The 20,594-nt window shown below is 45.0% G+C and carries 22 protein-coding genes and 1 pseudogene; 10 read left to right on the top strand and 13 right to left on the bottom strand.

Annotated elements, in window-relative coordinates; genetic code table 11:
- Positions 1 to 39 precede the first annotated feature (39 nt).
- The 4 genes and pseudogenes from A3729_RS06995 to ectA all read right to left on the bottom strand — a co-directional run bounded on the left by A3729_RS06995 (position 40) and on the right by ectA (position 4,015).
- Entirely contained in the window at positions 40 to 1,626 is a 1,587-nt protein-coding gene (locus tag A3729_RS06995; protein WP_068633499.1) for a BCCT family transporter, read from the bottom strand.
- Between the two features lie 59 nt (positions 1,627 to 1,685).
- Complete coding sequence (locus A3729_RS06990) at positions 1,686 to 2,087, bottom strand: ectoine synthase (protein ID WP_068514443.1); 402 nt, start codon at positions 2,085 to 2,087, stop codon at positions 1,686 to 1,688.
- Positions 2,088 to 2,169: 82 nt separating this feature from the next.
- Positions 2,170 to 3,477: pseudogene (gene ectB, locus A3729_RS06985) on the bottom strand (diaminobutyrate--2-oxoglutarate transaminase).
- A gap of 49 nt (positions 3,478 to 3,526) precedes the next feature.
- Positions 3,527 to 4,015, bottom strand: coding sequence for a diaminobutyrate acetyltransferase (ectA, locus tag A3729_RS06980; protein ID WP_068514445.1), 489 nt, complete (start codon positions 4,013 to 4,015; stop codon positions 3,527 to 3,529).
- Positions 4,016 to 4,232: 217 nt separating this feature from the next.
- On the opposite strand from ectA, the gene A3729_RS06975 reads away from it, so the two are divergent.
- Entirely contained in the window at positions 4,233 to 4,628 is a 396-nt protein-coding gene (locus tag A3729_RS06975) for a chemotaxis protein CheW (RefSeq protein WP_068514448.1), read from the top strand.
- 42 nt (positions 4,629 to 4,670) lie between these two features.
- Positions 4,671 to 5,183: a MarR family winged helix-turn-helix transcriptional regulator gene (locus A3729_RS06970; protein ID WP_068512375.1), complete on the top strand. Its 513-nt coding sequence runs from the start codon at positions 4,671 to 4,673 to the stop codon at positions 5,181 to 5,183.
- A gap of 85 nt (positions 5,184 to 5,268) precedes the next feature.
- Here the strand turns inward: A3729_RS06970 and A3729_RS06965 are convergent, their stop codons facing one another.
- A complete protein-coding gene (locus A3729_RS06965; RefSeq protein ID WP_068554205.1) occupies positions 5,269 to 6,390 on the bottom strand; it encodes a DUF3530 family protein in 1,122 nt (373 codons plus the stop codon).
- A 137-nt stretch (positions 6,391 to 6,527) separates the two neighbouring features.
- Between A3729_RS06965 and rpe the strand changes: the two genes are divergently transcribed.
- The gene (gene rpe, locus A3729_RS06960) at positions 6,528 to 7,199 is read left to right on the top strand and encodes a ribulose-phosphate 3-epimerase (RefSeq protein ID WP_068513466.1); all 672 of its coding nucleotides are present in this window, start codon (positions 6,528 to 6,530) and stop codon (positions 7,197 to 7,199) included.
- 54 nt (positions 7,200 to 7,253) lie between these two features.
- Here the strand turns inward: rpe and A3729_RS06955 are convergent, their stop codons facing one another.
- Entirely contained in the window at positions 7,254 to 7,970 is a 717-nt protein-coding gene (locus tag A3729_RS06955) for a PEP-CTERM sorting domain-containing protein (RefSeq protein WP_068514453.1), read from the bottom strand.
- Between the two features lie 441 nt (positions 7,971 to 8,411).
- Here A3729_RS06955 and trpE point away from each other — a divergent pair, with 441 nt between their 5' ends.
- The 4 genes from trpE to trpC are packed head-to-tail and all read left to right on the top strand — an operon-like array spanning position 8,412 to position 12,404.
- Complete coding sequence (gene trpE, locus A3729_RS06950) at positions 8,412 to 9,893, top strand: anthranilate synthase component I (RefSeq protein ID WP_068514455.1); 1,482 nt, start codon at positions 8,412 to 8,414, stop codon at positions 9,891 to 9,893.
- 11 nt (positions 9,894 to 9,904) lie between these two features.
- The gene (locus tag A3729_RS06945) at positions 9,905 to 10,483 is read left to right on the top strand and encodes an aminodeoxychorismate/anthranilate synthase component II (RefSeq protein ID WP_068554207.1); all 579 of its coding nucleotides are present in this window, start codon (positions 9,905 to 9,907) and stop codon (positions 10,481 to 10,483) included.
- 35 nt (positions 10,484 to 10,518) lie between these two features.
- On the top strand, positions 10,519 to 11,553 hold the full coding sequence (gene trpD, locus A3729_RS06940; RefSeq protein ID WP_068554209.1) for an anthranilate phosphoribosyltransferase: 1,035 nt from the start codon (positions 10,519 to 10,521) through the stop codon (positions 11,551 to 11,553).
- A gap of 20 nt (positions 11,554 to 11,573) precedes the next feature.
- The gene (gene trpC, locus A3729_RS06935) at positions 11,574 to 12,404 is read left to right on the top strand and encodes an indole-3-glycerol phosphate synthase TrpC (protein WP_068514462.1); all 831 of its coding nucleotides are present in this window, start codon (positions 11,574 to 11,576) and stop codon (positions 12,402 to 12,404) included.
- Between the two features lie 4 nt (positions 12,405 to 12,408).
- Here trpC and A3729_RS06930 read toward each other — a convergent pair whose 3' ends face one another.
- The 3 genes from A3729_RS06930 to A3729_RS06920 all read right to left on the bottom strand — a co-directional run bounded on the left by A3729_RS06930 (position 12,409) and on the right by A3729_RS06920 (position 14,544).
- On the bottom strand, positions 12,409 to 12,801 hold the full coding sequence (locus A3729_RS06930) for a hypothetical protein (protein ID WP_156490586.1): 393 nt from the start codon (positions 12,799 to 12,801) through the stop codon (positions 12,409 to 12,411).
- A 97-nt stretch (positions 12,802 to 12,898) separates the two neighbouring features.
- A complete protein-coding gene (locus A3729_RS06925) occupies positions 12,899 to 13,261 on the bottom strand; it encodes a histidine triad nucleotide-binding protein (RefSeq protein ID WP_068514465.1) in 363 nt (120 codons plus the stop codon).
- A 23-nt stretch (positions 13,262 to 13,284) separates the two neighbouring features.
- Positions 13,285 to 14,544 carry an FAD-dependent monooxygenase gene (locus A3729_RS06920; protein ID WP_068513876.1) on the bottom strand — a complete coding sequence of 420 codons (1,260 nt, stop codon included), beginning with the start codon at positions 14,542 to 14,544 and terminating at the stop codon, positions 13,285 to 13,287.
- Between the two features lie 108 nt (positions 14,545 to 14,652).
- Here A3729_RS06920 and A3729_RS06915 point away from each other — a divergent pair, with 108 nt between their 5' ends.
- Positions 14,653 to 16,068, top strand: coding sequence for a Do family serine endopeptidase (locus A3729_RS06915; protein ID WP_068514468.1), 1,416 nt, complete (start codon positions 14,653 to 14,655; stop codon positions 16,066 to 16,068).
- Between the two features lie 92 nt (positions 16,069 to 16,160).
- Here A3729_RS06915 and A3729_RS06910 read toward each other — a convergent pair whose 3' ends face one another.
- The gene (locus A3729_RS06910) at positions 16,161 to 16,673 is read right to left on the bottom strand and encodes an aminoacyl-tRNA deacylase (RefSeq protein ID WP_068554211.1); all 513 of its coding nucleotides are present in this window, start codon (positions 16,671 to 16,673) and stop codon (positions 16,161 to 16,163) included.
- Between the two features lie 385 nt (positions 16,674 to 17,058).
- Positions 17,059 to 17,895, bottom strand: a complete 837-nt coding sequence (locus tag A3729_RS06905) for a mechanosensitive ion channel family protein (protein ID WP_068514472.1) — start codon at positions 17,893 to 17,895, stop codon at positions 17,059 to 17,061.
- A gap of 144 nt (positions 17,896 to 18,039) precedes the next feature.
- Here A3729_RS06905 and A3729_RS06900 point away from each other — a divergent pair, with 144 nt between their 5' ends.
- Entirely contained in the window at positions 18,040 to 18,702 is a 663-nt protein-coding gene (locus tag A3729_RS06900; protein WP_068552540.1) for a methyltransferase, read from the top strand.
- Here the strand turns inward: A3729_RS06900 and A3729_RS34490 are convergent.
- Positions 18,662 to 19,051, bottom strand: coding sequence for a VanZ family protein (locus tag A3729_RS34490; RefSeq protein ID WP_068510067.1), 390 nt, complete (start codon positions 19,049 to 19,051; stop codon positions 18,662 to 18,664). The two genes, A3729_RS06900 and A3729_RS34490, sit on opposite strands and share 41 nt — an antisense overlap.
- Positions 19,035 to 19,667, bottom strand: a complete 633-nt coding sequence (locus A3729_RS06890) for an RluA family pseudouridine synthase (RefSeq protein ID WP_068510064.1) — start codon at positions 19,665 to 19,667, stop codon at positions 19,035 to 19,037. Before A3729_RS06890 ends, A3729_RS34490 begins: the two co-directional genes overlap by 17 nt.
- A 141-nt stretch (positions 19,668 to 19,808) precedes the next feature.
- Between A3729_RS06890 and cysZ the strand changes: the two genes are divergently transcribed.
- The gene (gene cysZ / locus A3729_RS06885) at positions 19,809 to 20,594 is read left to right on the top strand and encodes a sulfate transporter CysZ (protein WP_068510062.1); all 786 of its coding nucleotides are present in this window, start codon (positions 19,809 to 19,811) and stop codon (positions 20,592 to 20,594) included.

The raw sequence follows: 20,594 nt of genomic DNA, 5'->3' as shown, positions 1-20,594 counted from the left end.
AGTATTTAATCTAACCTTAACAAAGCAAACGTGATCGTGTTATGAGTAATACTTAGGCTCAGTTCTGAGCCCCATCAACAAACTAACGCACATCGCAAGCAACACAAAGGTAAATGGCAACCCTGAAGAGATAGCACCTGCTTGCAGCGCTTGTATTGCTTCGGTCCCTCCTATCCATAACAAGGCAGCCGCGATTGCGCCTTCAATAGTTGCCCAGTAGATACGTTGGGGTACGGGCGCATCAATTTTGCCACCTGCTGTAATGCTATCAATGACCAAAGACCCTGAATCGGAAGAAGTAATAAAGAATACCAATACAAGGAGAATAGCGATCATCGATAGAAGCTGACTCATGGGCAGCTCATCGAACATCTGAAACATGGCAAGCGGGACATCCGTTAGACCATTTGCTCCAAGCTCACCGACACCGTTCACAACTTGATCGATGGCAATACCACCATAGACCGACATCCATATTACAGTCACTGCGGTTGGCACGAGTAGCACGGCACAGAGGAATTCGCGGATAGTTCTGCCTTTAGATATACGCGCAATATACATTCCGACAAAAGGCGACCATGATATCCACCAGGCCCAATAGAACACCGTCCAACCTTGAAACCAGGCTTCGTCATCTCGATTGTGCGGATTACTAAGCGGTATTATATTCTCAAGGTACGCACCAATCGTAGTGGGAACATTCCCCAGCGCTACAGCTAAGCCTACCATTGCAACAAAAATCAATAATACAAAGGCGATCACCATATTCACGTTACTTAGTAACTTCACACCACCTTCCAAGCCTCTAACGACCGAGATGATAGCTAAGGCAGTCACACCCACGATAACTAAAATCTGTAAGCCGATACCGCCATCAGTGCCAAACACGTGATTAATACCGCTCGCCGCTTGCTGCGCCCCTAGCCCTAAAGATGTGGCTAGACCAAAGAGTGTCGCAAGTACTGCAAGAATATCGATAATGTGGCCAGGCCATCCCCACGTACGCTCTCCTAGCAGCGGGTAAAAAACGGATCGAATAGAGAGTGGAAGCCCTTTGTTGTAGGTAAAAAAAGCTAAGGAAAGCGCAACGACGCCATAGATCGCCCAGGGGTGAATTCCCCAGTGATACATCGTCGCGCCCATGGCCATACTCGCCGCTTCGGGCGTGTTTGCTGCCACATTGAGAGGCGTTTTGTACCAGCCGGTATAATAGGAAACAGGTTCGGCTACTCCCCAGAACATCAGCCCGATGCCCATGCCTGCAGCAAACAACATCGCTAGCCATGTTAGCGTAGAATGCTCTGCTTTTGCCTCATTGCCTCCTAAGCGAACCTTGCCGAAAGGAGAAACAATAAGCGCCAGGCAGAACAACACAAAAATATTGCCTGCCCAAATAAACAAACCATCGAAAGCACCAATAATATCCCATTTAAGACCATCTAATGCAGCTTTTGCGGTCGCTGAATCAGTTAGCAGTGTGGCTACTAAAAATAACAATATCAGCCCGGAACTCACAGCAAATACCGGGTTATGAATATCAAAACCCCAGCGTTGAACATTGTGCTGCCCAACGCTGTAGTCAGTACTGTGAATGCCATATTTATCGTTAGGGTTAGGTACGCTCATCAGCAAAGCCCTTTCATTTATTGTTATCAATTGGGATAGAACTAGGTACTCAATATATATTATTCAATAGTATCCGCTTCTAATTCGTAGGCACCTTCCTTGTTGTGTACTTCCTTGCCATTAAGCGGAGGGTTGAAGACGCATGCCATCTTCATTTCTTTAAATGCTCTTAGGATATGCTTGTCATGCTTATCCAGAACATAGATCGTGCCTGCAGAGATCGGGTGCACTTTTCCATCTTCCAAATTCTCTATCTCACCCTCACCTGACATGCAGTAAACCGACTCCAAATGATTTTGATAGTGCATCTGAAAATCTGCGCCTTCATAGATAGTCGTGATGTGAAACGAAAACCCCATCTGGTCATCTTTTAATAGCATACGCGTACTTTCCCAATTGCCATCAGGAGAGACAATGCGTCTTGATGAATTTTCCGCTTCACTCAGTTTTCTTACGATCATTTTTTTACCTTGTTTCTCTTTATCCAGTTAAATAACGTGACGCCTAAAATAGCATGATGACTAAGCCATTAAATACTGACGATTAGCCTGCCATCTTCGCATCATCAAAATAGTCGCTATCTTCAGGGATTTGGTCTTCTTTAGCACAAACCTCTTTGATCGCTTGCTCAACAATATCAATACCCTTTTTGAGAGAGTCTTGACTGATTACGAGAGGACATAAAAATTTAACCACCTGATCATCAGCACCGCTTGTCTCAATGATAAGCCCCTGCTGAAAAGCATTGCGTGTAATGTTGCCAGCGATCTCACCGTTTACACAGTTAATCCCTTGAAACATGCCGCGTCCACAGGTCGTGAAATTTCCGTCGCCATACAAGTCGACAATCTTTTCCAGGCGCGATTTAATATATTCGCCTTTTTGCTTAATCTCATTAGAGAACTTGTCGTCAGACCAGTAATGATCAATGGCGGCTTTCGCGGTTACAAATGCAAAATTGTTGCCTCTAAACGTACCGTTATGCTCTCCTGGTTTCCATTGGTCCAGCTCTGGCTTAAATCAAACAACAGCAAAAGGTAAGCCGTATCCGCCAAGTGATTTCGATAAGGTCACCATATCGGGCTTAATGCCTGCTTCTTCAAAGCTAAAGAAGGTGCCAGTACGACCGCAACCCGCCTGTATATCATCGATGATAAGCAGTACATCATGCTTTCGGCAGACTTTTTCTAAGTTACGCAACCATTCAAAACTAGCCGCATTGATACCGCCTTCACCTTGCACAGTTTCAACAATCACTGCAGCGGGCTTGTCGATGCCACTGCTGGAATCTGAAAGCACTTTATCAAGATAAGCTGTGGTATCAATCTCGTCACCTAAGTAGCCGTCATAAGGCACGCGGCTTACGCCGCCTAAGCTGACACCCGCCGCGCCACGATGATGAGAGTTACCCGTCGCAGCCAGAGAGCCAAGGCTAACGCCATGAAAACCATTGGTGAAAGAAATAATGTTCTGACGGCCTTTAATATTACGCGCTAGCTTTAAAGCCGCTTCAACTGCGTTGGTACCAGTCGGACCAGTAAACTGCATAACATAATCGAGATCCCGAGGCTTTAGAATCTTCTCATTAAAAGCCTCTAGAAATTCACCTTTCGCCTTGGTATGCATATCCAGGCCATGCGTAATACCATCATTCTCAATGTAGTCCATTAAGAGAGGCTTAAATAGCGGATTGTTATGCCCGTAGTTAATTGTTCCCGCACCCGCCAGAAAGTCTAGATACTCATTTTCCTCCTCATCGTAGAGGTGTTCCATCTTAGCGCGATTAAAAACACGAGGGAAAGAACGAGCATAGCTCTGAACTTCAGATTCAATTTCATCAAATATTTTCATTAGCATCCTCCATAGGATGTTTGGTGCGAGTCTTATTTAGTGTGCGAGGTTAGGAACTAAATGGACCGATTCGGACCAGAAATTCCGTGTCATGCAAGCCAGCAAAATGCGTATCTTTGCTAAACATTTCAGATTTGGCTAAGGGAGCAGAAAAATCCTTTGCGAAGCTTTCAAATAAAGTCCATGAGGCTTTATTGTCAGCTGTAATGGTCGTTTCCAAGTGAGTGACCTGAGCGCATTCTTGCCGCGTCACAATATCTTTGAGCATTCGCTTAGCAAGACCTTGACCGCGAGCACGCTCATCAACGGCGACCTGCCAAATAAATAAAGTGTCTTGCCGGTCGGGAATGACATAGCCGGATATAAAGCCAAGTGTCTTGTCATCGTCTATCGCTATCACTGAGGTGCTAGCGAAATGACTGCACTGCAGCAAGTTGCAGTACGCTGAGTTAGTGTCCAGAGGTGGGCATCGGTCTATGAGCGCAAATACTGATCGGCCATCAGTATCTAGCGGTCTTCTAAGTGTGGTTTGATTCATAATTTATTATTTTAGATGTCTAAACATTTATTTTTAGACATCTATGTATAACTTGCCTGTATTTATGCTACTTTTTACTAGCTGTTACAATTTTATGCGCCTTAAAGCCTTATATTTTCACTAATATGAGCGATTTAATGCAAAAAGTATTTTGAGATCTAAATATAGTACACTAAATATAATAATACTAAAACCTGCGAAAGAATTTGGAAGGAATATGCCAGCTGATTCAGCCATACAATATGTAAGCTTCTCTCTTGCTGAAGAAACGTATGCATATGAGGTTAAGCTGGTCAGAGAGATAATTACCTATCGAGAACCAACCCCTGTTCCTGGGTCAAACCCCGAAATAGCAGGCATCTTAAATGTTCGCGGTGAAATCGTTCCGGTACTTTCTGCTGAGAAACATATACAGGTAAGCACTGCAGAAGCCCATCAAAGAATTCTCATTCTAGACTCAAGCCGTGGCGCCGCTGGAATAGCCGTCGAGCACGTGGGCGAAATCTTTCTAGTTGAGCCAAGCAAAATCAATATCGAAGCAGATTCCTCAAAAAATGTTGTAGGAACAGTCTTGCATAGGGATAATCTAGTTATCTTATTAGAGGGGCTTTGAGAGACCTCTGCTACTTAATACCAAGTTTATGAGGACTGTCCATTGGATCATATCGAAGAAGTTTTGGTTTCCCTTCGTCGCGTTATTCGGGCGACAGACCTCCACTCCAAACATTTAGCCAAAACAACCGGGCTAACAGCACCACAGATTCTCTTGCTGCAAACGATAAGAAATAAGGGCGAAGTGAGCATTGGTGAACTGGCACATGACATGAGCTTGAGCCAAGCTACCGTCACAACCATTCTTGACCGCTTGGAAAAGCGCGAATTTGTCTATCGAGAAAGGTCCAAGGAAGATAAGCGTAAGGTCCACGCCTACTTAACCGATGCGGGCTTAGAAGTTTTAAAGGATGCCCCCACCCCTCTCCAGGACCAATTTGCCAAACAATTTAATGACCTTCAGGAGTGGGAGCAAACGATGATTATTTCAAGTCTGCAACGCGTTGCCCAAATGATGGATGCACAGCATATTGATGCGTCTCCTGTCTTGGATGTCGGCGTGCTCGATAGGCAGGACATGGCTGGAAACTCGCCTGATGCCTATGAAGGAAAGTGATCACCTAAACGCATGTTTGGCTATGTCATGCCCTGCATTGTAATCTGTAGCGTCTATGAACTTACCGTCCAGCTACTTCGCCGACTTAACGGGAACGATTACCTACAATCATACCCGGTGCATATTTCTCAAGCCAATAACGAATTCGTCGAACCAAATTTTTCTGTGGCCCTTCAGATAAATTAAACGCATAGTCCACTTGCATATAGTTAATTGCGCCAGCCACGTTTGCCGATGCCAAGCGCGCTTTGACAGAACTTTCATCTTCCACCGAATTAACCATCTCCAAGACGGGTGGCTGGAAGTTTTGCCCTAAATGCTCTGCCAGATCGACTTGTAAAGGTTCATCAAACTCAGGGTCAACCAGTACCAGAGCAAAGCCTTTATTACTAAATGTCCCCTGCTTTTGCTTGAGATACTCAAAGGCAATGTTGGCTGAAGCGCGATAGGCTAACAAAACAATATTCTGATAGCCTTGCTGCTGTAAGTACGAAATACCAGCGTTCACGTGCGCAAGCGCTTTGTCTTGGTAGGGAATTGCTTTTAGCTGCTTTTCTTTATCGGCAAGGTCTATATCAACAGGTTTATCTGGATCAGAACTGTCTTCGGTAACTGCATCGTCTTTGTCTGCCGCTTGCTCACTTTTTTCCGCCTCACCATCTGACTTATCTTTTCCACTATCCTCGTTTTTGGCTGTCTTGTTGTTTAATGCTTCTGCCAAAGCAGGGCTTAGTTCAAGCTCATCAAATTTCTTTACTGGTAAAGCTCGCTCTGGGACTTTGTCTATGGAAGCGCCTGGTAATGAGAGCGCCAAGGTATACCAACCCGCCTCTGGAAGCCCACTGCGTACAGGCCTTATTACTTGAGGCCAGTCCGCATGCTGGCCGATACCAGGAACCAATAAAACAGCACCATGTTGTTGCGGCTTTTGAGAAGGTCTTTGTAAAGCCAGAACCTGAACACTTCCAGCAGAAGAACCACCTTCAGGTATGGGGTACTCAACATCCAGCCAAACTACTTCTTTTTGCCTCAATTCCGATATCAGGGCTTGCTGAGTCACCTTATCTAGATCTATATGTCCAACTCTAAGCGCCTCACTCTTGGTTTCACTTTCTTCTTTGCCTTCAGAGGCGTCAGGTGCATCTTCCGCCAGCACCATGCTAGAACTGAATATAAGAGTAACAAGAGCAAGGCAAAACCATTTCATATAAAAACTCATCTTAGTGACACTCGGAGGCACAAACCTATCATCAATAGGCTTAACACTTTACTTATCGGCAACTAAACTATTCGCACCAGCGCTTCTACGTTAGAATAGCGCAAATTATTAATTCCGAGGAAACCATGAGCCAATTTTTGATCGCCCCCTCTATTCTTTCTGCCGACTTTGCACGCCTAGGTGAAGAAGTCGAGAATGTTCTCGAAGCCGGTGCTGATATCGTTCACTTCGATGTGATGGATAATCATTATGTCCCTAACCTGACAATTGGCCCAATGGTTTGTGAGGCGCTTCGAAAGCACGGCGTGACAGCTCCAATTGATGCTCACCTAATGGTGAAGCCAGTCGATGATATGATCAAAAGCTTTATCGATGCTGGTGCGACCTATATCACCTTTCATCCAGAGGCTTCTGAGCATATTGATCGCTCATTACAACTCATCAAAGATGGTGGCTGCAAGGCGGGCTTAGTTTTTAACCCGGCTACCCCCTTACACTACCTTGACCATACCCTTGACCAGCTCGATATGGTTTTGCTCATGTCCGTTAACCCCGGATTTGGCGGCCAAAAGTTTATTCCTGGTACACTCGATAAACTTCGACAAGCACGCAAGTTGATTAATGATTCAGGTAAAGATATCCGATTGGAAATTGACGGTGGCGTCAATATCAACAATATAGCCGAGATAGCACAAGCTGGTGCCGACACTTTTGTTGCCGGCTCAGCCATATTCAATACCGATGACTATCAGGCAACCATCGCAGCAATGAGAGCCAAGTTAGCTGGCATTTCCTAGCCCAAACGTCATCCAAGGCGCTCAGCTTGTTGCAAAACCGAGCGCCTACTTCCCCTAACTTCGCATTTTAGCGCCCCGGCGTATTTGACCAAGTAAGAGTAACCCCAAGCCCAGCAGGCTTAAGCTGGCAGGTTCTGGTACCGATACCACATCAGGGTTTGAACCCGGCTCAGTGAATGTCGGAATATCTGGTACGACAGGACCAGAAACAATAGGCGCCTGATAAAGTTGATCGGTATTAAAAGCCCCTTGGGAAGCTTGCCCCAAGACCCAAGCAAACGCTTCAGAGCTTTCTCCTGTGCCACTTAACTGTATTGAGCTACCCAAAGCCGTAGACGGTGACTCTACAACGCCAACATCGATACTTGTGGCGCCCAAAGCTGAACCATTTGTTGCGACAAGGGAGCCTTCGTAGCTAATAAACTGTACTAAGTCGCCCAGATTATTTACCAAGGCAATACCATCATTGCCACCATTTTGCAGACCACCAGAGCCGGTAAAGGCTAACACACCATAGCCTGCCTGCTGATCGGAAAAACTACCAGATAAGTCCCATGACATATAACGTCGGCCATTATTGCCATTATAAAACTCGAGTTGCCAACCAAGTAAGTCTGTACCACTTAAGCCTGCTATTTCAACAAACTCATTTTGATCAGCCCCCTGATTATCATAGTGAAACTCATTGATATAAACAGGTAAAGCTTGAAGTGATGAGGAAGCCAATAACACAGATAGCGCCATCGTTGGGCGCTTAAGAAAGTTCTTCATTTTTAAGTCCTTTTAAAAAGTATAGAAATAGATTCTGCAAACATCCTGTTCGCATTGAGCTAAGTATTCCTAGCCCTCAATTAATATACCTGTCTTAGCAAAAAAATGTAGTCTTTTTTAGCTTAAGCAGCTGCCTTGGCTAAAATTGCTATATTTAAAGCTATGAGAGTCTCAAATAGCGAGCTAGCATGCACCCTGAGCTATTGATTCACTCACAGGCCTGAGGTAATCTGTAGGCCGTTTTATACCTATTAATTGATTAGAGTAGAGAGACTGTTCAGTGTCTACATCCGTTCATAATTTCGCAGCCCTTCGTGCGCTGCTTCCCTGCCGCTGGCGAAGCTAGCTAATTGAGCACGCGCTCGTTCAATATTTGCAGCTCCTGCGCTGTATACCGCTTCGTTTTAATTAATAGATTATGAATTTAGTTAGGAACACCCTATGACACCTGAGCATTTTTCACAACTAGCGGCTCAAGGCTACAATCGCATTCCTGTCACGCGTGAAGTCTTGGCTGACCTCGATACGCCCTTAAGTACTTATCTTAAACTCGCTAACGGCACCTATTCTTATTTACTAGAGTCTGTTCATGGTGGCGAGAAATGGGGCCGATACTCCATCATCGGTTTGCCTTGTACGCAAGTACTTAGAATTTCTGGCTCCACAGCCACACTCGAGCAAGATGGCGAAATCATCGAGCGACACGAGTGCAGTGACCCTTTAGCTTTTGTTGAGGAATTCCAAACGCGTTTCAAGGTGCCCGAAATAGAAGGCTTACCACGCTTCAATGGCGGTTTGGTTGGCTACTTTGGTTATGACACCGTTCGATACATTGAACCAAAGCTTGCTGACAGCTGTCCTGAAGATCCTTTGGGTACACCTGATATCTTGCTTATGGTGTCTGACCAGCTGGTTGTATTCGATAACCTAAGTGGCAAGTTGATACTTATTCATCATGCAGACCCTGCCACTGAAGATGCTTATCAAATAGCTCAGTCGGTACTGGATTTATTGGTTCATCGTTTACGGAATAATACCTGCGCGGAGCCGGCTCAAGAAGCCACACAAACTGACATAAAAGAAAGCGACTTTATATCTGGATTTTCTGAAGACAAGTTTAAAGACGCTGTCGATACCATTAAGGAATACGTACTCTCTGGTGACGTGATGCAAACGGTGATTTCACAGCGCATGTCGATTCCGTTTACTGCTGAGCCTTTGAATCTGTATCGCTCCTTACGCTGTTTGAATCCTTCTCCCTATATGTACTTTTTGAACTTGGGCGAGTTTCATATTGTCGGCTCATCACCTGAAATACTTGCGCGCGTAGAAGAGGGTGAAGTTACTGTTCGGCCGATTGCTGGTACTCGCAAGCGCGGCATGAATGAAGAAGAAGACTTAGCCTTAGAGAAAGACCTACTCGCAGATCCTAAAGAATGCGCCGAGCATTTGATGCTAATCGATTTAGGACGAAATGATGCTGGCCGCGTTAGTGAAATTGGCAGTGTAGAGCTCACCGATAAAATGGTGATAGAGCGCTACTCTCATGTTATGCACATTGTCTCGAACGTGACCGGCAAGCTAAAACCCGATACCAGTCCGATTGATGTATTACGCGCGACTTTCCCTGCCGGTACTCTAAGTGGTGCCCCGAAAATTCGTGCGATGGAAATCATCGATGAGCTTGAGCCGGTTAAGCGGGGCGTTTATGGCGGCGCTGTTGGTTACCTCTCATGGAATGGCAATATGGACACGGCGATTGCCATTCGCACCGCGGTCATAAAAGACCAGGTATTGCATATTCAAGCCGGTGCGGGAGTCGTTGCAGACTCGGTACCGCAAAGTGAGTGGGATGAAACCATGAATAAAGGGCGCGCTGTATTCAGAGCGGTGGCAATGGCAACTCAAGGCTTAGACGGGTAAGGAGAAAAACAATGCTATTAATGATTGATAACTACGACTCGTTTACCTACAACGTTGTTCAGTACTTGGGCGAACTCGGTGCCGATGTTCATGTTTACCGTAACGATGAAATTACCATCGAAGAAATTGAAGCGCTAAAACCTAGTAAAATTGTGATTTCACCTGGCCCCTGTACGCCAAACGAAGCCGGTGTATCACTGGCTGCCATTGAGCACTTTAAAGGCAAGCTTCCAATTCTTGGTATTTGTTTGGGTCACCAAAGTATTGGCCAGGCTTTTGGCGGAAATATCATTCGTGCCGGGCAGGTGATGCACGGTAAGACTTCAGCCATGCATCATAACGATAGGGGCGTATTTAAGGGATTGACTAACCCTTTCACCGCAACCCGTTACCACTCACTGGTTATTTGTAAAGATACGCTACCTGATTGCCTGGAAATCACGGCATGGACTGAAAACGAAGACGGTAGTGTCGAAGAGATCATGGGTGTTCGCCACAAGGAACTTGATATTGAAGGGGTTCAATTCCACCCTGAGTCAATTCTAAGTGAACACGGTCATGACTTACTTAAGAATTTCTTAGACCGATAAGATAAAACGATAAGCGAATAAAAATAGGTATACGCATGGATATTACTCAAGCTCTGGCAAAAGTCGTTGAAAACACCGACCTAGCAACCGATGAAATGCAGTCTGTCATGCAACAGATTATGACAGGCCAAGCGACAGAAGCTCAAATTGGCGGTTTCCTAGTTGCTTTGCGCATGAAAGGCGAAAGCATTGATGAAATTACCGGCGCTGCTCAGGTGATGCGAGAGCTCTCTACTAAAGTAGATATCAGCGGCGAACACTTGGTAGATACCTGTGGCACCGGCGGCGATGGTGCTAACTTGTTTAACGTCTCGACAGCCAGTGCATTTGTGGTAGCTGCAGCGGGTGGCAAGGTAGCAAAGCATGGTAACCGTAGCGTTTCTAGCAGCACTGGCAGTGCTGATGTACTCGAAGCTGCAGGCATTAATTTGTCTTTAAGCCCCGAGCAAGTACAGCGTTGTATTGAGGAAATTGGTGTTGGTTTTATGTTTGCACCAGCTCACCATAGCGCTATGAAGCATGCTATTGGCCCCCGGAAGCAGATGGCTATTCGTACCATCTTCAATATGCTTGGCCCCATGACTAACCCTGCTAACGTTGGTAAGCAAGTGATCGGCGTATTCAATAGTGCTTTGTGTAAGCCTATGGCTGAAGTATTAAAACGTCTGGGTAGCGAGCATGTACTCATCGTCCACGCGAGTGACGGCCTCGATGAGATCACTATTTCCGGCGACAGCCATGTCGCTGAACTCAAGGATGGCGTAGTCAGTGAATACACCATCAAACCAGAAGACTTTGACCTGGCGCGAGCTTCACTTGATGGCTTGGGTGTCGATAGTGCAGAACAAAGCCTAAACTTGATAAAAGCAGCTTTAGGAAAGGAACAAAGCGAGGCTGCGCAAAAAGCACGCTCAATTATTACTTTAAATGCCGGTGCAGCGATCTATGCTTCTGACCTGGCTAGTAGTTTGGCTGAAGGCGTTGAGCTGGCATCCGATGCCATTGGTTCTGGCGTAGCTTTAGCTAAATTAAATGACTTGGCGAGCTTTACGCGCGTATTTGCAGAATAACTTTATATACCGGATTCATTATGTCAGACGTTTCTTTTGGCCCAGATTCAGCCAGCGATAAAACTCCAACCATTCTGCGAAAGATTGTCGCACGCAAGTGGCAGGAAATTGAGGAAAGACAAAGCACGCTAAAGCTAGCCGACTGCAAGGCACAAGCCTTCGATCGGGATGAGACCCGCGGCTTTGTGCGGGCGATAGAATCCAAGAACGCGAACAATTTGCCTGCCATTATTGCCGAGATCAAGAAGGCATCACCAAGCAAAGGAATTATTCGAGAGGACTTTGTACCTGCCGCCATTGCCGAAAGTTATGAGAAGGCCGGTGCAGCCTGTTTATCGGTACTTACTGACCGTGATTTTTTCCAAGGCCATGAGGACTATTTGCAACAAGCTCGTGCTGCGAGCGCCTTGCCGATTATCCGTAAGGATTTTATGGTCGCGCCTTATCAGATCTACGAAAGCCGCGTTGTGAATGCTGATTGCGTGCTACTGATTGCCGCTTGCCTAACAAAAGATCAAATGCAGGAGTTAAGTGGCATCGCCCATGAAATCGGCCTGGATGTTTTGGTCGAAGTTCATAATGAAGCAGAGCTTAAAGATGCCTTAACGCTGGAAACTCGCTTAATCGGCATTAATAATCGGGACCTTCACTCTTTCGAAGTATCACTCGATAACACCTTTAACTTATTGAAGCAGATTCCCGAAGATAGGATTGTGGTCACAGAAAGCGGCATACATGCTCGAGAAGACGTGATCGCTATGCAAGAACGTGATGTGAACGCCTTCTTAGTCGGTGAAGCATTTATGCGGGCGGCAGACCCGGGTAAGGAGTTAGAGCGTTTGTTTTTTTAGGTATTTATAGGCAGTCATACTGTGACTGCCTATCAAATGATACTGAAACCATATCATAGCCATGACGAGATAGGTCTTTTATTAACTGCCTATCTGCCAAGACAGTATTACAAATCTGGTGAATACTGCCTTGAAGATCATTACTGGCAAGTCGCAAATCAAAATCCATCACTAAGTAGCGCATGCTGCCATACTCATCAGCATGCACCTGATTAACACTTTCATAGTTGATAAAGCGATACGAGCTATCGGCATTGAAGTGTGATTCCAGACGAGAAGAAAGTTCATCAGCTTCAGCAAGTGCCGCCAATGAAAACATCATGGCAAATAATACCAAGCCTTGTAGTATTGACTGTAGGCTCTTATTAGACTTTCTTTCTTCCAGGTTCCAGATCATATTTCACCACGCTCTTCGTTTAGGTAGCTCTAGTTTAACGAAGAGGGTGCTTAAATATTAGTCTGTCAGCAATGGTTTTACCCTTGTTTACACTTGCTCAGACTTTAAGCTTCTCGGTGAAAGGAGGCCAACCCAAAGGTTTACCAGCGATTAAATGCAGGTGTACGTGGTAGACGCTTTGTCCACCATATTCATTGCAATTCATCACAACACGGTAACCATCTTCTGCGAAGCCCATATCGGCGGCAATATTCTTGGCAACAAAGAACAAATGTCCAAATGTTTCCTTATCACCTTCATCCATATCGTTAATCGTCGCGATTGGTTTTTTAGGGATGATAAGCAAGTGTACGGGAGCGGTTGGCTGAATATCCTTGAATGCCAGGCAGATGTCATCTTCATAGACGATATCTGCAGGAATCTGACGATCAATAATTTTGGTAAATAGCGTTTCTGTCATTGTTTTTTCCTCGTTTGCTTCCTTTAGGCTTGAGCAAGTTTAGGCAAGTTACCTATTGCGCCCACCGCATACTGCATCACTTTATTTTTCGCAGGCCCGGAATTATTTGCTAGACCCAGGCCTATATTTCTTACCACCCTTAGCGGCAGCAACTCATTACTAAAGCCATGATAGAACATATCCATAATGCTCATCATTTTCTGGTTCTCTGGTCGTCTACTTTTTTGATAACGCTGCAGGACTTCAAGGCTAGCAATATCTTCGCCCGCTAAGTGTGCTTGCCCCAGAATTTCGATTAGCATCGCAGCATCCATAAAGCCCAGATTAACGCCCTGCCCGGCTAAAGGATTGATAGTATGTGCTGCATCCCCCGCCAATGCCACACCCTGGCGGACATAGTTAATGGCATGGGACTTAAATAAAGGGAAGCTAGCGTGCTCTACAATGCGTGTAATGGTAGGAAGCTCTGAAGGATAAGCAGCTTTGATCGTCGCTAACAGCTCCTCGTTACCCATCTGCGATAATTTGCCGACACTTTCAGGCAAGTCGTACCAGACGAGTGAGCCAAAGTGTTCCTTACCACTATCGGCCAAGGGCAAAAATGCCAAGGGTCCATGAGAGGTGAATGACTGCCAGGTAATATCTTCCTGACTGCCTTCATACGCAGCAGTGCAGACAAAAGCATGCTGCGCATATTTGTCTTTATATTGACCGAGGCTGGCTTGTTCTCGCACACGTGACTGTGCGCCATCGGCACCAATCACTACGCGCCCGCTAATGTCTCCTGCTTTTGATAGTGTCAGGGTTTTCAGCTCACCATCCAATTCCATCTCTTCAATTTTGTCTGGACAATAGACGCTAACATTTTCCAGGCCGTTCATTGCTTCATGCAAAGCGAGATGAACAATATCATTCTCAATAATATTGCCAAGATGACTCTGGCCAATCTGACTGCAATCAAACTCGGTTCTTGCCCATGTCGAGATGTCAGGCAATAAGGCAGATAGCCCCTTTTTAGCAGGCATCTCATTTACTGCTAAACGTCGATAAGGACATAAGCGTTTGCCTTCGATATATTGCCATGCACCCAGGTTTTTTAATATCTGTTCACTCGCATAGCTGATCGCCGATACCCGAATGTGAGGTGCTTCGCCTTCTACGTACGCAGGGGGTAATAGCGGGTCAATGACCGCAACTTTAAAGTTCGATCGAGCCAATCCACAGGCAATGGCAGCGCCGACCATACCGGCACCGACAATCACTACATCATATTGCTTGCTCATGCTTTTCCTCTCAGCAAATCTTTTGCAGTATTATGCAAGAACTTCCCAACAATCACACCTTTGAGCTTATAATATCGCCTGTAATACCCAGTGAAGGACAATAAAAAGATGCGTCTTAATCAATTATCAAATAATGTGTTTTTTAACTTCAAGCAATACGGTTTGACTTTGTTCATCTTGCTCAGCTTAAGTTTCTCTTTTTCACTTCAAGCCGCTGGCTTTCCGCAACGTCTGATAGAAGGAAATTCACAACCCTCTCTCGCGCCGATCATTAAGGAGTCAGCGCCAGCCGTGGTTAATATTGCGACCTATACCATTCAGCGTAAATATAACCCTTTACTACAGTCACCATTTTTTCGACATTTCTTCTCTTTTCCTGATGAAATTGAAGAGTCACGCCAAGTTCAAAGTGCTGGCTCCGGTGTAATAGTTGATGCAAAAGAAGGCTATATTCTTACCAATCATCATGTCATTGCTGACTCTAACGATATCGAAGTAAAACTTCAGGACGGGCGTCAATTCAAAGCCACCTTAGTAGGTTCCGACAAGAAGGTTGATATCGCTTTGCTGAAGATCGATGCAGAAAAGTTGTCATCTTTGAAAATCGCCGACTCTAACTCCCTAGCCGTTGGCGACTTTGTAATTGCCATTGGTAACCCCTTTGGTATTGGGCAAACGGTGACTACTGGAATTGTCAGCGCACTTGGGCGGAATGGTCTTGGCATCCAGGGGTACGAAGATTTTATTCAAACCGATGCCTCCATTAACCCCGGCAATTCAGGCGGCGCATTAATTGACCTCAATGGCAACTTAGTTGGCATCAACTCCGCCATTATCGCTCCAGCCGGAGGAAACGTTGGCATTGGCTTTGCCATTCCAACTGAAGTCAGCCAATCAGTTATGTCACAACTTATCCAGTTTGGTGAAGTAAAACGCGGCGGTATCGGTGCCCGTTTCCAAGACTTAAGCCCTGAGTTAGCTGAAGCCTTCTCGTTCGGAACACATCAGCTTAATACCTATCAGGGGGCTATTGTCAGTAGTATCGAGGATGGCAGCGCAGCAGATGATGCAGGTCTAAAGCAGGGCGACATTATTACTAAGGCAAATGGTCGGGCCATCAGGAATGCCAATGATATCCAAAACAGAATTGGACTTTCTGCAATTGGCAGAACCCTTGATCTTGAGATTATTCGCAATGGCAATAACAAAGCGCTCGAAATTGAGATCGAAGCCATACCTGTCCCGGAAATAGCTGGTGACAAAGTCTCTTCTTATTTGAGCGGAAGCCTGTTAATGGATCTCATTCCAAGTGATCAAGAAGAAGCTATTGGCATTCAGGTTAAAGAACTGAGCAATAATTCGATCGCTAAACGAGTAGGCTTTGAGCAAGGGGATATAATCTTCGCGGTCAACCGAAGCAGGATTAGAAATATTGCAGAGCTTAAGTCTTATTTGAGGCAGCGAAATGTGCAGGCATTTCGCATCCGACGAGGATACGAAGACCTGATTCTCTATGTTCGCTAGCAATTAAAAGAATAAATCCCCGAGCCGCAGTTCAGGCCGCCTGCTGTAAGGCCCGGAGATTGTAAACGGTAAACAATAGAAGGCTAGGTTTTCTACCCGGCCTTCTTCTTTAACAACCAGCTTGGCTTCTTCATACCAATCTTTGCGAAGCCCTCATTTAGCGTCATCGGATGCGCTAGTTCCATATAATCAGAGAGCTTCATTTTAATCACTTCGTGGTGATTTCCTGCTCTAAAGGCAATATCACCGGTTTCATCGAACCCTTCATACATATAGATGGGGACATCATATAAATTGCCGAATGGTGGCATAGCACCCACTTCGCATGATGGGAAACGGTCTTTAAATTCATCTTCTGTTGCCAGGGCGACCAGCTCGGTTCCCATGGCTCTCATAAATTGATCCCAGCGTATTCGACATGATGCGGGTAGCACCACCATCGACATACAACCGTCCAAATTGACCATAACGGTTTTCGCCATTTGGTCACCTTTAAGTTTAATACGTTCAGCGATCTCTTTTGCGGTATATGCTACCGAATGTTCTATTGATACGTATTGAACGTCATTCGAATCTAGATATTGCTTTAGCTGTTCAACTGGCATTTCCAGTACCTCTATAACTGCCTAACACTCGTTATTTTTGTCTTTAGTAGATCGAGACAATCGTAATTATTGCTTTGTCTCAGTCACTTCGTATTTCTGAAGCGCTATGCACAGGCAGATAGAGACCAGCAAAATTCGTTGATACTAAATTCTTTCTTAACTTCATCTTAGTCACGAACAAAGATAAGTTGAAGTAACAAAAAGTATCTTTTTATTAGCGTCGTTTATAGATGAGTTTTTTTCCAGTTTTTCAGCAGTATTATCACACTTGTTTTCATTCTTTCGCAGGTTAGGAAATACGTTTATTAATAAAAAAGGCGCTCAAAAGAGCGCCTTTTATCAGCAAAACAAATAACGTCTTAAATAACCGGCGCTAGTGCGTAGGTTATTGAACTGTATGCATATGTACGTCTTGTTGAGGGAACGGAATACTAATTCCTTGCTCATCAAACGCTTTCTTAACTGCTTCGAACATTGTGAAGTGAACTGCCCAGTAGTCCGCCGTCTTAGTCCAAACCCTAACGGTAAAGTTGACTGAACTATCCGCTAATTCAGAGATCGCAATCAAATGCTCAGGATCTTTTAATACACGAGAATCTGAAGTGATCAAGCCTTCAATAATCGCTTTCGCTTTATCAATATCATCGCTATAACCAATACCAAAAACGAAATCAACACGGCGAGTATCCAGCTGGTTGATATTAACCATACTGCTATTTGATAGGGCACCGTTTGGAATAATAACGACGCGATTATCTGCCGTTGTTAGAATTGTGTTAAAGATCTGAATTTCCTTAACGACACCAATATGGCCTTGAGCATCAATTAAGTCGCCTACTTTGAAAGGCTTGAATAGCAAGATCAAAACACCGCCAGCGAAGTTTGACAAACTGCCCTGCAATGCCAAACCAACGGCCAAGCCAGCAGCACCGAGTACTGCAACGAAAGAAGTAGTTTCAATACCAACCATTGATGCAACAGCAATCAATAGCATCATCTTGAAGATGACTGACGCCAGGCTACTGACAAACGAACCAAGCGTTGGATCCGCTTTAGACGTAAAATGCTTTTCAACCTTGCTAACAATTCGATTTATCACCCAAAGACCAATTATCAAGGTAACAATAGCCAGAACAACTTTTGGCCCGTAAAGAATTGCAGCTTCTACAGCTATATCAGCATAGCCTTCTAGCTTATCTGTAGTTTCAGTTATATTTTCCATAGTCTTCCTTTTTTACCCTAGTTTAAAAGTAACTTTATTGTATTATCTATGATGCATCGAAATGCTGTTGTTATTATTCCTCGCAGCATAAAGTAGCTACACCAAGCTGGTCAACTTAACACTGTCAATCATCATTAAAATGTCATGAATACTGTCGATACACTCAACGCTAACTTAAATAAAACTCTCGCTAAAGGTCGTGTCAAGGCGACTAAACCTCCCGCCTGCCCTGCAATCGGCCTTTATCTGTTTGACCCAGCTGTATTACAGGGCCCACTTAGCCATGACGAAGCACAGGCTGTTGTGGCCGAACCTGCCTACTGGTCTTTTTGTTGGGCAAGTGGACAGGTTTTGGCTCAGTTCATTCTGGAGAACCCGGAATATGTGCGTGGTAAGACAGTGCTAGATTTTGGTAGCGGCTCGGGTGTTGTTGCAGTCGCTGCTGCCAAGGCTGGTGCCAAAAAAGTCATAGCTTGTGATATCGACTCAGACGCTCTTGAAGCTTGTCGTGCAAATGCCGAACTCAACTCTCTGAGCTTTGACTACTCTGAAGACTTTATGGCTTTTGATGAAGAGCTCGACCTGATCACCGCGGCGGATGTACTATATGACAAAGATAATCACGACTTGCTAGATTTGTTTACCACTAAATGTCCTCAAGTACTTCTTGCTGACTCCCGCGTAAAAGTACTGCCCTCTTCCGCTTACGATTTGCTTGAAGTAAAAGAAGCCCGTACTTGTCCAGACCTAAATGAGTTTGAAGAATTTAACAAGGTGCGTATTTACCACTCAAACACTTGCTCTTAATAGTTGGCGCAATAAGGATCAGGTGAATCACTGTGCCTAACAAGTCTACAAACCAATCATTTAGCTCGAAACTACGGTGGGGCAAGTAAGCCTGAACAAGCTCAATACCCAGACCAAAGCAAGCCAAGCAAAATAGTATTGCCCTTAAACCTAGCCTTGGATAGGCAATTTGAACCAATAAAGAAAGTACAAAAAATGCTACTAGGTGGAGCACCTTGTCACTCACATTAACTTGCTCCAGCCCCGTAAGGGGTGAAAACGCGGCAATACAAGAGAACAGCAAAGCAAGGTACAAAACGATTTTGTTCAGCCAGGTAAACTGGATTATCTGACTAAAAAGGTGTAGCACTTGAGAACTCCATAAAAGTTTTAGTCTTTGGCTGGTAGATACTTAAGTCTGTGGCATGTAGGCATAAACGGCTACTAGCCTTTAATGCCGACTCGTGAGCATAAAGCCCATCGCCCAATATTGGATGGCCGGTATATAGCATATGAACACGTAGTTGATGAGAGCGACCTGTTATCGGCGTGAGGATGACTCTCGATGCCTGTTCTGAGCGAGTCGTACATTGATAGAAGGTCTGAGCAGCTTTACCTTCATGTGAAATCATCTGTCGAGGCCGATTGGGCCAGTCGGTCTTCAATGGCTGATTAACTTCGCCACTTTCATCTTCCATAAAGCCATAAACCAAGGCTTCATAGCGCTTTTTGACTTCTCTGTCATGAAACTGCCTACTAAGCTCCCTGTGGGAATCCGCATCAAGCGCCAAGACCATCAAGCCCGAGGTTGCGCAATCCAAACGATGAACCACCCTGATAGTGGGAAATTGGTCTTGTAAGCGGCTCAGCAAGCAATCAGCTTTGTCGGGGCCTCTGCCCGGAACTGATAGCAAACCGGAGGGCTTATTAACCACCACAAGCTGTTCATCTGAATAAACAATCTCGATTTGAAAATCTGGACGCATTGGCTACAACTACCTAGTGACATTACTTTGATTTCATCAGAGCACTGCTGAAACTCCAAGCGAGCTATTATACACTGCCTACAACCCTATTAAGCCCTATAAATTTCTTAGACGATATTCTGATCAGGAGCGAATCTTCACATGAAGGGAAATATGTTTACCGGCTTTGGCTATCTGGCTCAAGGTTTCAAGATCATTTGCCAGCCCGGCTTTCGCCTATTTTTACTGGTTCCTTTAACCGTAAATATCATCTTGTTTACGCTGCTCATCATGTGGGCATATAGCCTAGTAGACGGTTGGATGGCGACCTTATTGTCTTGGGTCCCAGAATGGCTAGGATTCATGGAGTGGTTATTCTGGGGAATCTACTTCTTAGCCATCTTAATGACGCTGTTTTATGGCTTTATTGCCGCCGCGAATTTAATCGGCGCTCCTTTTTATGGCTACCTGGCAGAACTCACTGAAAAGCACTTAAGCGGCCAAGATAAAGGTGAAGACTTCTCATGGAGCGAGCTACTGGCAATGGTTCCCAGAACCATCATGCGAGAACTCCAAAAGCTTGTTTATTATATCCCGCGGGTGCTAGTGCTATTGGTTTTAGGCTTAATCCCCGGCTTGAATGTGATTATTGCTGTTATCTGGATTATTTTCTCAGCCTGGATGATGGCCATTCAATATATCGACTACCCGGCAGATAATAATAAGATGAGCTTCCCCGATATGAAAAACTACCTGGCTAGCCATCGTCTGACATCACTAGGTTTTGGGCTGGTAACGTTTGGGGCAACGCTTCTGCCTATCGTGAATTTTCTGGCACTGCCCGCTGCGGTGTGTGGCGCGGTCGCATTTTGGGTAAACGAAGAAAGATCTTTAGGCAATATCAATATGAACTTTGAAGCAGAGGCGCAGAAAAAGCTATCCAAGTAA

The organism is Oleiphilus sp. HI0043 (assembly GCF_001634935.1).
The sequence above is the reverse complement of the archived record's forward strand: the minus strand, read 5'-3'. Positions and strand labels throughout refer to the sequence as shown.

Bases quoted from the DNA above. Each gene is read 5' to 3' on its own strand.
- A3729_RS06995 (WP_068633499.1), bottom strand. From the start codon at position 1,626: ATGAGCGTACCTAACCCTAACGATAAATATGGCATTCACAGTACTGAC.
- A3729_RS06990 (WP_068514443.1), bottom strand. From the start codon at position 2,087: ATGATCGTAAGAAAACTGAGTGAAGCGGAAAATTCATCAAGACGCATT.
- ectA (WP_068514445.1), bottom strand. From the start codon at position 4,015: ATGAATCAAACCACACTTAGAAGACCGCTAGATACTGATGGCCGATCA.
- A3729_RS06975 (WP_068514448.1), top strand. From the start codon at position 4,233: ATGCCAGCTGATTCAGCCATACAATATGTAAGCTTCTCTCTTGCTGAA.
- A3729_RS06965 (WP_068554205.1), bottom strand. From the start codon at position 6,390: ATGAAATGGTTTTGCCTTGCTCTTGTTACTCTTATATTCAGTTCTAGC.
- rpe (WP_068513466.1), top strand. From the start codon at position 6,528: ATGAGCCAATTTTTGATCGCCCCCTCTATTCTTTCTGCCGACTTTGCA.
- A3729_RS06955 (WP_068514453.1), bottom strand. From the start codon at position 7,970: ATGAAGAACTTTCTTAAGCGCCCAACGATGGCGCTATCTGTGTTATTG.
- trpE (WP_068514455.1), top strand. From the start codon at position 8,412: ATGACACCTGAGCATTTTTCACAACTAGCGGCTCAAGGCTACAATCGC.
- A3729_RS06945 (WP_068554207.1), top strand. From the start codon at position 9,905: ATGCTATTAATGATTGATAACTACGACTCGTTTACCTACAACGTTGTT.
- trpD (WP_068554209.1), top strand. From the start codon at position 10,519: ATGGATATTACTCAAGCTCTGGCAAAAGTCGTTGAAAACACCGACCTA.
- trpC (WP_068514462.1), top strand. From the start codon at position 11,574: ATGTCAGACGTTTCTTTTGGCCCAGATTCAGCCAGCGATAAAACTCCA.
- A3729_RS06930 (WP_156490586.1), bottom strand. From the start codon at position 12,801: ATGATCTGGAACCTGGAAGAAAGAAAGTCTAATAAGAGCCTACAGTCA.
- A3729_RS06925 (WP_068514465.1), bottom strand. From the start codon at position 13,261: ATGACAGAAACGCTATTTACCAAAATTATTGATCGTCAGATTCCTGCA.
- A3729_RS06920 (WP_068513876.1), bottom strand. From the start codon at position 14,544: ATGAGCAAGCAATATGATGTAGTGATTGTCGGTGCCGGTATGGTCGGC.
- A3729_RS06915 (WP_068514468.1), top strand. From the start codon at position 14,653: ATGCGTCTTAATCAATTATCAAATAATGTGTTTTTTAACTTCAAGCAA.
- A3729_RS06910 (WP_068554211.1), bottom strand. From the start codon at position 16,673: ATGCCAGTTGAACAGCTAAAGCAATATCTAGATTCGAATGACGTTCAA.
- A3729_RS06905 (WP_068514472.1), bottom strand. From the start codon at position 17,895: ATGGAAAATATAACTGAAACTACAGATAAGCTAGAAGGCTATGCTGAT.
- A3729_RS06900 (WP_068552540.1), top strand. From the start codon at position 18,040: ATGAATACTGTCGATACACTCAACGCTAACTTAAATAAAACTCTCGCT.
- A3729_RS06890 (WP_068510064.1), bottom strand. From the start codon at position 19,667: ATGCGTCCAGATTTTCAAATCGAGATTGTTTATTCAGATGAACAGCTT.
- cysZ (WP_068510062.1), top strand. From the start codon at position 19,809: ATGAAGGGAAATATGTTTACCGGCTTTGGCTATCTGGCTCAAGGTTTC.